Annotated in this window: 4 protein-coding genes; all 4 read right to left on the bottom strand. The window is 60.9% G+C overall.

Going from position 1 to position 12,709, the window contains the following annotated elements; all coding sequences use genetic code 11:
* Positions 1 to 476: 476 nt before the first annotated feature.
* The 4 genes from BF99_RS0115035 to aceE all read right to left on the bottom strand — a co-directional run bounded on the left by BF99_RS0115035 (position 477) and on the right by aceE (position 12,498).
* Positions 477 to 5,846 (bottom strand): beta strand repeat-containing protein, encoded by a 5,370-nt coding sequence (locus BF99_RS0115035; protein WP_156013358.1) that lies wholly within the window; start codon positions 5,844 to 5,846, stop codon positions 477 to 479.
* A gap of 438 nt (positions 5,847 to 6,284) precedes the next feature.
* Positions 6,285 to 7,730 carry a dihydrolipoyl dehydrogenase gene (lpdA, locus tag BF99_RS0115020; RefSeq protein WP_025771589.1) on the bottom strand — a complete coding sequence of 482 codons (1,446 nt, stop codon included), beginning with the start codon at positions 7,728 to 7,730 and terminating at the stop codon, positions 6,285 to 6,287.
* Positions 7,731 to 7,953: 223 nt separating this feature from the next.
* Complete coding sequence (aceF, locus tag BF99_RS0115010) at positions 7,954 to 9,726, bottom strand: dihydrolipoyllysine-residue acetyltransferase (protein WP_025771587.1); 1,773 nt, start codon at positions 9,724 to 9,726, stop codon at positions 7,954 to 7,956.
* Between the two features lie 87 nt (positions 9,727 to 9,813).
* Positions 9,814 to 12,498: a pyruvate dehydrogenase (acetyl-transferring), homodimeric type gene (gene aceE, locus BF99_RS0115005; protein ID WP_025771586.1), complete on the bottom strand. Its 2,685-nt coding sequence runs from the start codon at positions 12,496 to 12,498 to the stop codon at positions 9,814 to 9,816.
* Positions 12,499 to 12,709: the final 211 nt, after the last annotated feature.

Below are 12,709 nucleotides of genomic sequence, written 5' to 3'. Positions count from 1 at the left end.
ATCTTTTCGGTTTCGGCCTGCATTTTCTCCCACATTTTTTCCCACATCTTCTCGAAACCGGCATGCATTTCCTGCTGGAACTTTTCCCGATCCTTCGCGTTATCCTGAAGAATCACGGTCATCATCTCGGAAATTCTCACTTCTAGCCGATCGGTTTGTCGACCCTCGCTCATCTCGCTATCTCCTGGATTTATGGGTGATCGCCTGAACATCTCCTACCATACACATTCTATCCTTTTCCTCGGACCCGATCTACCCCCCTTACTCTACCGTCACGCCGTTTTTTGGCCGGTGCGCTCGTCAAAGCGGCGAGGGAAAAAATAAAATAGCCGGGTACGAGGGAGCTTTTATCGTCCCCCCGTCCCGGCTTGGATCAATCCGTTTTTTTTCGAAGAGAGCGTCGATAGAACAAGGACCGGCGAAGAGAGATAAAGGCACGTCGCTCCTTTCGCGGCCCTCGTTCCATCTCAGCCCTTCTATCTCATCGCCCCCGTCGCGCTGTTGTTGACCAGCGCTCCGCCGCCTCCGGTGCGGGTCAGGATTTGGGCGGTGAATCGACCCTTGGAGCGCACCTCGCAGGACAGGCCGATGCCGGGCCATCGATGACTCAACAGATTGGCCAGCTCTTCGGCCTGTAAATGCCGCGTGACGCCCCGAGCGATCGCCCCCATCTGCGCTTCGTATCTTCGGCCCTCATCGGTGTAGCATACGAAAACGGTCTCGGTGCAATCCTCGGTCTGCGGCTCGCAGCGAATCCGGATATTCGATAGATCGAATGCGTCGGGCGAGGGAATCGATTCGATATCCGCCCGATAGTATTCGCCTTCCATCACACTTCGAATCACCTCGCTGTTGTTGACCAGCACCCCGTCTCCCGAACGCGTCCAAACTTGGGAACCGATATTGTCCTGGCTCCTCAAGGAGCATCCCAGCCGCCCCTCCCACGAGCCCGGCGATCCGATATGACGCTGGATATATCCGGGCACCAAGGTCGAGGTCGCCCTCGCCGGTATCGCCGGCAAGTAACCCTGCAAAACCTCCCCGGCCTGGGTCGAGCAATCGAGGTATATCTTGCACGGGGTTTCCTGATCGCACCTCACCCTGACGGTGGCGCTGTCTTGGGCGCTGTTCGAGGGAATCGCCAAGGCCTTGGATTTGACCTCCCAGTTCGGACTCTCCTCGGGCACTTCGTCGTTGTCGATGATCGATACATCCATCGATGCGAAGTGGATGGTCCCGCCGGTGGCATCGATGAGAACCGCATCGTAATCGTCGAAGGAATCCAAATCCTCCTTGCCGCGCACCTTCACCTCCATCTCCGAATCCCAATTCGAGCGGGTGAAGGTCAAAGAGGTCGGATCGACGGAAACGAAATCGTTCCGGCTCGAAAGATCGACATGGACATTATGCGGCGGCATCCGGGAGAGTTTGAGGCGGAAGGTCCCGGTCCCGCCCTCCGGGGTTTCGATACCCCCCGCAGGAAGGGGGATGAGTCGGGCATCGTTATCCTCGATCGAAAGGGCAAGGGTGTACAGGGTTCGACCGGGGATGGAAAAGACGATATTGTCCGTGCTGTCCACCGCGCGCTCGTCCTCCGAGGCGATGATATCGACCTCGACCTCGGCATCCCAATTGGTAGGGGTGAAGGTCAAGGTACTCGGGACGATGCTCAGGTCGGGAATCGTCTTCGACATGGTGACCGTCACATCCTCCGGGGGCTGGGAATCGAGGCTGAGGGTCAAGGTGATCCGCCCGCCCTCGACGATGGCGTAGGGCTCCGAGGGGCTGATGGTCAGACCCCCTTCATAACTGGAAGGCGGAGGCCCCGGAGGTGGCGGCGCTTCGTCGTCGATGATCGTGACTTCCATCGTCGTCGGAAGGGCAAAGAGTCCTCCCGCCGCCGAGAGGATGATGGTGTCGGTATCGTTCACCCCGTCGCCGTCATCGATGGCGTAGATGGTGAGCGCTTGCGCTTGGGAATAGTTCGAGGGGGTGAAGGTCAGCGAATCCCGGTCCAGCCTCACATCCGGATTCGTATTCGATAGCGAGACCGTCACTTGAGCATTGGGGGCGTTCGAAAGGCTGATATCGATCTGCCGCCTCGATCCGCCCTCGTGGATGCTCACCGAGCCCGCCGGGAGCAGTACGATATCCCCGGGCGGAACATCGGCGACTTCAACGGCGATGCTGCCCGTCTTGCCTTGGTAATCCCCGCCCGCTGAGCTCAGCGCGATATTGAAGGTTTCGTCATCCTCGTCGTCGTCCCGATTGGCCACCACCACCACCCTTTGATAGCGATTCCAAGCATTCGCCTGATCGGTCTGGCCGAAGGTCAGGGTATTTTGGATCCCGTCCGTGTTCGCATCGGTATCGATGGAGATGGGGTCGACCGGCGTGACCGTCACCGTCACATCCGCCGAGGGTCTCGAAGTCAAGCGCGCCAAGAAGTAGGTTTGTTTGCCCTCGATCAAGGTCAGGGTATCGGTGTTGAGTTCGAAACCCGCCGTCTCGTCATCGGTCACGCTGACCGACAAGGTCTGATCGGCGGCGACGAGCCCCCCGGTGGCGGATAGGGTGATGGTGTCGGTTTCATCGATCGCATCGTCGTCCTGGGCCGGGGCGATCGCAACCGTCTGCGCCCTCGAATAGTTCGAAACGGTGAAGGTCAAGGATGTCGGGGACAGGACCACCCCGGTATTGGTATTCGACAGATCGACCGTCACATCGAAGACCGGAGGGGCGCTGAGGGTGATATCGAGATTCTTACTTTGCCCTTCTTCTATCGTCAGCGTCGTCCCCGGCGGGGCTATCACGATATCGCCCGGAGGGATATCGTCATCTTCGATGGATACCCGGAAGATCTTTTCCAAGCCATCGTAATCGGAGCCGGCGCCGGTGATGGTGATGAAGGAGTGTTCGCTGTCCGTATCGGCATCACCGGTGGCGGTGAGGGTCACCGTCCGGTATTGATTCCAAGCGTTGGTTTGGCCGAATTGGGCGAAGGACATCGAGGTCTGGCTGCCCGTCACACTCGGGTCGGTATCGATGACGATATCGGAATTCGTGGCGGTGATCGATACCGTCATATTCGACGAGGGTCTCGTCGCCAGACGCACTTTGAACGAAACTCCCGTGGCGTCTTCTTCGACCACGTTCAAGTTCGTGGCGTCGTCGAGGGTGAACTCCGCCTCATCCTTGTCGGTCACGGGAACCGAGACCGTCTTGTCATCCGTATCGTAGCCGCTCCCGGCGGACAAGGTGACGGTCACGCTCTCGTCCACGGCATCGTCGTCGATCACCGGGGTGACGGTTACCGTTTGCGCCGTATCGTAGTCCGAGGCGGTGAAGGTCATGGTCGCCGGCGCAACCGTCGCCGCCCCCGTATCCCCGCTGGTCACCGACACCGTGACACTGGTGCCCTGCGCCGGAGGGGTTTCGAGCTCGACGGTGAAGGTGCCCGTCGAGCCCCCTTCGGTGAGGGTGGGAGCGGCGCTCGCAACGATGCTCCGGTCGTCGTCCACGATGCTCACACTCTTCGTGGCATCGTCCGCATCGTAGTTCGCGGTGTCGCTGACGGTGATGGTAACCGTCTCGTCCAATCCATCTGCATCTTCCACCGAAGTGAGCGTCACCGTCTGCGCCGTATCGTAATTCGAGGCGGTGAAGGTCAAGGTCGCAGGCGAAACCGTCACCGCCCCCGCATCCCCGCTCGTCACCGAGAAAGTGGCATCGGCACCCGCCGCCGGAGCGGTTTCGAGTTCGACGGTGAAGGTGCCCGTCGTACCGCCTTCGGTGATCGAAACCGCCGTCGAACTCACCTCGATACCTCGATCGTCGTCCGCCACGGTGATCGTCTTCGTCTCGTTCGAAGCCCGGTAGCCGCCGCCACTGGCGGCAAGGGTGATGGTGGGCGATTCATCCAATCCGTCGGCGTCGCTCACCGGGGTGACGGTCACCGTCTGGGGGCTGGTCGAGTTGGTACTGGAAAAAGTCAACGAGGCGGGAGAGACAGTCACCGCCCCGGTATCGCCGCTCGTCACCGACACCGTGGTGTTGTGGCTCGATCCCGATTTCGGGGGGGCATCCAAGGTGACGGTGAAGGTGCCCGCAGAGCCGCCTTCGGTGATGGAGACCGCCGCCGCACTGGCCGTGATCCCCCCGTCGTCGTCTTGCACCGTAATGGTTTTCGTAACGCTCGGGATGGTGCCGGTGGCATCCAAGGTGATGGTCACCGATTCGTCGGTGCCGTCGCTATCCGCCACCGCGGTAACGGTTACCGTCTCCGCATCGAAGTCCGTGGTGGTGAAGTTGATCGAGGACGGCGAGACCGTCACCGCTCCCGTATCGCCGCTCAAAACCGAGACCGTCACATTCGAACTCGGGGCCGAGGAGAGATTCACGGTGAAGGTGCCGGTGGAGCCGCCCTCGGTAATGCTAACCGCCGCGCTGCTGACTTCGACCCTCGCATCGTCATCGGTCACCGAGACCGCTTTGGTCACGCTCGAAGCCCGGTAGCCGCTGGTAGTCCCGACCGTGATGGTGACGTTTTCATCCGACTCGTCGTTGTCTTGCGTGCCGGTGACGGTCACCGTCTGGGGGCTGTTCCAGTTGGTCATTGAAAAAGTCAAAGAGGACGGAGAGACCGTCGCCGCCCCGGTATCGTTGCTCGATACCGACAACACCGCGCTCGAACTCGGGGGGGCGCCGAGCTGAACGGTGAAGGTCCCGGTGGCACCCTCGGTGACGTTGACCGCCGCCGAGCTGACCGTGATCGAACCGTCGTTGTCTCGCACCGTGACCGATCTCGTTATGGCGGCAACGCCGGAGTAACCGCTGGTGGGGGAAATGCTGATCGTGACCGACTCGTCGCTGCCGTCTTCGTCGCCCACCCACCTGACCTGCACCGAGTTGTTGATATTCCATGTCGAGCTGGAGAATTGCAACTCCGAAGGCGAGACCGTCACCGCTCCCGTATCCGAGCTCGTTATACCGATTTTGGCCAATCCACCCGGATCCGGGGCGCTATCGAGTCTGATGGAGAAACTCCTCGTATTACTGCCTCCCTCTGTCAGTTGTATCGTGGCCGAGCCGGTATCGAAGCCCCCGGTATCTTGATCATCCACCGAGACCGCCTTCGTCACATTGCTGGCCGTAAGCCCGCCCGAGGCGCTCAAAGTGATGGTATCGGAGATATCCTGATGATCGTTATCGTCGGCGGAGGAAACGGTGACCGTTTGATTGGTATTGTAGTTAGATGCGGTGAAGGTCAAGGTCGCAGGCGAGATCGTCACGCCTGAGTTCGTCTTCGATAGCGTCACCGTCGTATCGCAGGAAGGAGCGGCGCTGAGTTTGACTTGGAAGGTTCCCGAACTCCCCTCGTTGAACGATAAGGTCCCGGACGCCGGGGTCAGAACGATATTTCCTGCATTGCCGCTAAGGGTTGCACCATAGGAGATCAGAGGTACCGCGCCGACGCCATGACTGTTTCCGCAATCCGCCAGCGCTGCGCACGCTGCACGACAGGAATTCGCTTGACTGGTGGTACTTTGATATTGAATGCAAAACCGCCCCCCGTGCGTGATATTTTCCTGATTAAGAGGGCTGGTGGTCGTAAGTGTCCTTGCCTGTTGGGCACCGCATGACGTGCCGGCGACATTCGAGACTCTTTTGAGAACTTGTATATTTTCCCCACAATTGTTCGTTATCCTACGATAGGTATCGGGACCTTGTTGATAAGTCGTGACCGGGGCGCATGATTCGGCCGTTGCTTTTTGCGCAGCAACCGAAGGGGCTTGGAAAATCGCCAACGCTGCGACGATCGATAGGCCTAGGCCTCGAATGGTCATCTTCATATCGGACACTCTTTGTCGATGTTGTCAAGCGAGCAACGGTGAATCCTTCGTTTCTTCCCAAGGGACATCATCCCCAAGGAAGGACGAGCCCCGGGCGGCAAGAAAAAAATCGAAAAAAGAAGGCGGCATATCAGGCATTATGATAGCAAAATAAATCCGAGATTGTCGGATAATCGCTCGAATTCCCTCCTTTATATTCCGGCGCAAAGGCTTGGCCGATCTCGGGCAGGCCTTCGGCGCTATCGAAAAAAAGCATCGACGATCGCCTCCGAGCGAGCGACCGGATTTTTTCGGCAAGAGCGATGCGGACAACTCCATCGAAGCAAACAGGCGGCGAAATCGGCGCCGATATCTCGCCTGCGCCTCGATTGCCGGCGGGCGGCAAGCGATTTGACGGTTGAAAAGAAAAGAGGCTCGTCTTGCCTTCGTCGATCAGGTGCGCCGAGGAAGGTAGAGATCCGTGATCGTCCCTTCGGCGATTTCGGCGGCGAAATTCAAAGTTTCCGATAGGGTGGGATGGGGGTGGATGGTCAGCGCGATATCTTGCGCATCCGCTCCCATCTCGATCGCCAAAGTCGCTTGGGCGATCAGATCTCCGGCGTGGGGGCCGACGATTCCGGCTCCGAGCAAACGCCCGCCGCCGGGTTCGAAAAGCAATTTGGTAAAGCCCTCCTTGCGACCGATCCCCAAGGCCCGCCCGCTCGCCGCCCACGGAAATACCGCCTTTTCCACCTCGATGCCCTTCGCCTTGGCCTCACCCTCGCCGAGCCCCGTCCATGCGACCTCGGGATCGGTATAGGCCACCGAGGGAATGGCTCGGGCATCCATGCCCACCTTGTGCCCGGCGCAAATCTCCGCCGCCGTTTTTCCCTCGTGGGTCGCCTTGTGCGCCAGCATCGGCTCCCCCGCGATATCGCCGATGGCGTGGATATGGGGGATATTGGTGCGCTGCCCGTCGTCGACGGGGATGAATCCGCGCTCGTCGACCTTCACCCCCGCCGCTTGCGCCCCGATCAGATGGCCGTTGGGGCGCCGCCCGATCGCAACCAGCACCCGATCGAAGAGGGCTTCGTCGGCGCCGCCGCCACCGGAAGCCGCGGCTTCGTTCGATGATTGGAAGGCAACCCGAATGCCCTCCTTTTCCGCCACCACCTCGGTGGTTTTGGTCGCAAGCCGAATCGACTCCAATCGCTTTCGCAAACGATCCTCCAAAGGCTTGACCAGATCCCGATCGGTGCCGGGCAAGAGCCCGTCCTGCCATTCGACCACACTTACCCAAGAGCCGAGGGCGGCATAGACGGTGGCCATCTCAAGACCGATGATGCCGCCGCCGACCACCAACAGCCTCGAGGGGATATCGTCAAGGGCGAGGGCCTTGGTCGAATCCATCACCCGCGGATCGTCTTCGGGTAGGCCGGGAAGAAGGGCGGGGCGCGAGCCGGCGGCGATGATCGCGCGCTCGAATGCGATCTCGACACTCCCCCGCTCGCTCTCGACGACGAGCCGATGGGGATCGACGAAGCGCCCGTTGCCATGCACCACCTGCACCTTGCGCTGTTTCGCCAGCCCCGACAAACCCCGGGTCAATCCCGCAACGACCTTGTCCTTCCACTTCGAAAGCCGCTCGCGATCGATGCTCATCGACTCGAAAGCGACCCCGCGCTCGCCGAGTTCGCGGGCACCGTCGATCACTTCCGCGGTATGGAGCAAGGCCTTCGAGGGGATGCAACCCACATTGAGACAGACTCCGCCCAAGGTCGGGTAGCGCTCGACCAACACCGTGCGAAGGCCGAGATCGGCGGCGCGAAAAGCCGCGGTATAGCCGCCCGGGCCGGCGCCGAGCACCAGAACTTGGGTTTCAATCGAAGAAGCGGACATCGGCGGGGCTCATCAAGGATTCGAGGTGATGGGATCGATAAAGTCTTTCAATGAAGCGAAGTCTTGCAATGAAAATTCACGGCGGCGGCTCGAGGCGAAGCGGGGAAGGCGAGAAGGCCAGCGCGGACGCTCGAATACGAACCCTCGAAGGTTGATCGAATCGACAAGACTTCCCGAGCGTCGATGCGTTGCCGATGAGTGGCCCGCTTTTTCCGGATCGCTTTCAAAGCAACAATCGCCGCACATCGTTCAAAGAGGCGGAAAGGTGGGCGAGGAAGCGCGCCGCCTCGGCCCCGTCCACGATGCGATGATCCCAAGAAAGATCCAAAGGCAGCATCAAGCGCGGCCGAAAGGCTTCCCCGTCCCAGATCGGGCGCATGCGGGTGCGCGAGAGCCCCAGGATCGCGGCCTCGGGGGCGTTGATGATCGGGGTGAAGGCGGTGCCCCCGATCCCGCCCAAACTGGAGATACTGAAAGTGCCGCCGCGCATTTCATCGGGTTTGAGAGCGCCTTCTCGCGCCCGCTCTCCGAGCGATGCCATCTCCTTTGCGATCTCGTAGATCCCCTTGCGGTCGGCATCGCGCAGCACCGGCACCATCAAGCCCCCCGGGGTATCCACGGCGATGCCGATGTGCACGTATTTTTTTAAAACGAGAGTATCGCCGCCGGGACCGAGCGAGGCGTTGAAGTTCGGATACTCCTTGAGCGCGCGGGCCACCGCATGGGTAATGAACGCCAGCAAGGTGATGCGAATTCCCTGCGCTTTCGCTTCGGTCTTGATGCTTTGACGGAAAGCCTCCAACTCCGTGATATCGGCTTCCTCGTGGCTGGTGACATGGGGCACGTTAACCCATGAGCGGTGCAGGTGGGGACCCGAAATACGTTTGATGCGAGCAAGGGGGCGGGTTTCTATCTCGCCGAATTTGGCGAAATCCACCTCGGGGATGGGGGCAAGGCCGACAGCAGGGGGGCTCGAGGCCGACGTCTTGGCCAGTGCGTCCTTGACGAAGATATTGATATCCTCGCGCAAGATCCGGCCTTTGCGGCCGGTACCTTTGACCGCCAGGAGATCGACTCCGAGCTCGCGGGCGAATCGACGCATGGCCGGGGTGGCGTGGGAAAGGGGATGCGTTCGTTCGGGCTCGGGGGCGAGGGAGGCGGTGGGGGAGCCCCTGGGAGCGCGCGGATCATCGAGGGTGGGTGTCGATACCGGGGCGCTCGATGCGGGCGGCTTCGGATCGATCGAGGCGTTCGAATCGGCGGCCGGGCTCGGATCGACGGCGCCGGCTTGCGCTCGCTCGCCGCCGGGGGTCGCACTCGGGGCAAGGGACTCGACGGTCGCAACCAACGCCCCTTCGCTCACCCGATCTCCGGATTGGACTGCGATCTCGGCGATCGTCCCGGCGACCGTCGAGGGGATATCCATCGCCGACTTGTCGCTTTCCAAGGTGATCAAAGGATCTTCGATCGCTATTTCGTCTCCCACCCGCACCAGCACGTCGATCACCGGCACATCGGAAAATTCCCCGATATTGGGGATAAACACCTCGACGAGGGCCGGGGATTCGGATCCGCCGGCGCTCGTCGTCGGATCGCTTGTCATCGGCATGGATTCGTCGGGCGATGCCGACAGCGACTCGGGCTCGGTCTCAAGGGGCGAATCGTCGGCGCCTTCGGGGGATGGACTCGCCGTCTCGGAGGACGGCGGGGATGTCGGTGGGGTCGCCGATGGCTTCGAATCGTCATCGACCTCCTCCATCAGATGCAGCAGCGGCGAGCCTTGGGAAACCCGATCCCCGACCGCTACCGCGATCTCGCGAACGACCCCGGCCGCCGGCGAGGGAATATCCATGGTCGTCTTGTCGCTTTCCAAGGTGACCAAAAGATCCTCCTTGCGCACCCGATCGCCGACCCCGACCAAGATCTCGATCACCGGAACGGCATCGAAGTCCCCGATATCGGGGACGGGGACAAGGACTTCTTTCGGATCGCTCACCGACCGGCCCTCCTCATCGCTCCGTCGGGGATTTCGAACCCCGAGCTATCGGATTTCATCGACCTCATCGCCGCGCATCGACCTCGCTCAAACCGTCCACGGATCCGGCGATCGGGGATCGATCTCGTACTTGGCGATCGCCTCTCGAACGAGCGAGACCTCGATCTCGCCCTCGTCGGCCAAGGCTTTGAGGGCCGCAAGGGCGACATGGAAACGATCGACTTCGAAAAAACGACGCAACTGCGAGCGGCGGTCGCTGCGCCCGAAGCCGTCGGTGCCAAGAGCGACGAATCGTCGATGCACCCATGGACGGATCTGATCTGCGAACAAGCGCATGTAATCCGATGCCGCCACCACCGGACCCGAGCGAGAGGCAAGGCATCGCTCGAGATGACAAAGGCGCGCAGGCTCCTCGGGGTGCAGGCGATTCCACCGCTCGACCGCCATCCCCTCCCGCCGCAACTCGGTGAAACTGGTGGCGCTCCATACATCGGCCTTGATCGAAAAATCCTCTTCGAGCAACTGCGCCGCCGCTTCCACCTCGCGCAGGATGGTTCCGCAGCCGAATAACTGAACCTTGGGGGATTTCTTCCGGCTCCTTTTTTTATCCGCCGGGGACTCTCGCAGCAGGTACAAGCCCTTGAGAAGATCCTCTCGCACCCCCTCGGGAATGGGCGGCTGCGGGTAGGTCTCGTTCATGACCGTGATGTAGTAATAGACACTCTCTTGATCTTGCAACATCCGCTTCATGCCATCGTGGACGATCACCGCCAACTCGAAGGCGTAGGTCGGATCCCAGGAAATACAGTTGGGAATGGTCGATGACAGGATATGGCTATGCCCGTCGCCGTGCTGCAAGCCCTCGCCGGCGAGGGTGGTACGGCCTGCGGTTCCGCCGATGAGAAAACCCCGGGCCCGACTATCCCCGGCAGCCCATGCCAAATCCCCGATGCGCTGGAATCCGAACATCGAATAGAAGATATAAAAGGGGATCGTTTCAAGGCCATGGGTGGAGTAGGAAGTGGCGGCGGCGATCCACGAGCTCATCGCTCCCGCCTCGGTGATCCCCTCTTCGAGGATCTGCCCGTCGCGCGCCTCGCGATAGAACATCACCTGATCCGCATCCTGCGGCTCGTAGAGCTGGCCCTTGGAGGAATAGATGCCGAGCTGCCGAAAAAGCCCCTCCATGCCGAAGGTGCGGGCCTCGTCGGGGATGATGGGGACCACGAAACGGCCCACCTTCGGATCCCGCACGAGGCCGGTCAACGCTCGTACGAAGGCCATCGTGGTCGATATCTCGCGCTCGCCGCTGCCCTCGAGCAAGGCATCGAAGGCCGAGATATCGGGGATATCCAAGGGGGCGGAGCGTTGTCGGCGTTGCGGCAACGTCCCCCCCAAACGTTCCCGCCGCTCGCGCAGATAGCGTATTTCGGGGCTATCGTCGGGGGGGCGGTAGAAAGGAGCGTCCGCGATCTTGTCGTCGGGGATGGGGATATCGAAGCGATCGCGAAAGGCCTTGAGGGCGTCCTCCTCCATCTTCTTTTTCTGATGGGTGATATTTTGCCCCTCGCCCGCCTCTCCCATGCCGTAGCCCTTGACGGTCTTGGCGAGGATGACCGTCGGCGCGCCTTGGTGCCGCACCGCTTCGGCGTAGGCGGCATAGACCTTGTGCGGATCGTGCCCCCCGCGGTTGAGGCGCCAGATATCCTCGTCCGAGAGATTCGAGACCATCTTTTTCAGTTCCGGATAGTGGCCGAAGAAACGCTCGCGGGTATAGGCCCCTCCCTTCGCCTTGAAGTTCTGGTATTCGCCATCGACCGCCTCTTCCATGCGCCGACGCAGCAATCCACGGGTATCGAGCTGCAGCAGGGGGTCCCAATACGATCCCCAAACCACCTTGAGAACGTTCCAGCCCGCCCCGAGAAAGGCGGCTTCGAGTTCTTGGATGATCTTGCCGTTGCCGCGCACCGGGCCATCGAGGCGCTGCAAGTTGCAATTGACGACGAAGATGAGGTTATCCAGATTCTCGCGCGAGGCGAGGGTGATGGCGCCGAGGGCTTCCGGCTCGTCCATCTCGCCATCGCCCATGAAGGCCCAAACCTTCCGGCCCGAGGTATCGAGCAGGTTGCGGCTATGTAGATAGCGCATGAATCGAGCCTGGTAGATGGCCATGATCGGCCCCAAGCCCATCGAGACGGTCGGGAACTGCCAGAAATCGGGCATCAGCCACGGGTGGGGGTAGGAAGAAAGCCCCTGTTCGCCGACTTCTTGGCGGAAGCGCTTGAGGCGATCCTCGTCGATCCTTCCTTCGAGGAAGGCGCGGGCATAGATCCCCGGTGCGGAATGCCCCTGCATGAAAACGAGATCCCCGCCGTGGGTCTCGTTGGGGGCATGCCAAAAGTGGTTGAAGCCGACATCGTAGAGGGTGGCGGCGGAAGCGAAACTGGCGATATGGCCACCGAGCTCGCCGGAGACCCGATTCGCTTGCACCACCATCGCCAGCGCATTCCAGCGAATCAGGGAGCGGATACGCCATTCGATCGCCGGATCGCCGGGGGTGTAATCGGCGCGGGATTCGGGGATGGTATTGATATAGGGCGTATTGACGGAAAAAGGCAGATGCAGCCCCGCTTCGCGGGCGTGCTCGATCAGGGTGGATAGTACGAAGCGGGTGCGCTCGGCGCCGTCTCGCTCGAAGATCGATTGCAGCGAGTCGATCCACTCCCGGGTCTCGATAGCATCGGTATCGCTGATCTTCGAATGAAGGGCCATGATGGAGTTCTCCCGACACGAATGGCTTTTGGCGCTGTCGATGCCCCGATCGGATCAACGCATTCGATGCTTCCAATATCGAAAGGTCTCGACGGATCCGATAGGAGTCTTGAAAATCCCCTCCCCGAAGGCGGATATTCGGCAATGCTTTCGATCGTGCCGATGGTCGCCGCCTCATCGAAGGCATGACGGGTTCGGCGATGGACGGTGC

The organism is Thioalkalivibrio sp. HK1, from assembly GCA_000583135.1.
GTDB lineage: Bacteria > Pseudomonadota > Gammaproteobacteria > HK1 > HK1 > HK1.
Note: the sequence above shows the minus strand (reverse complement) of the source record. Positions and strands in the feature narration are given on the sequence as shown.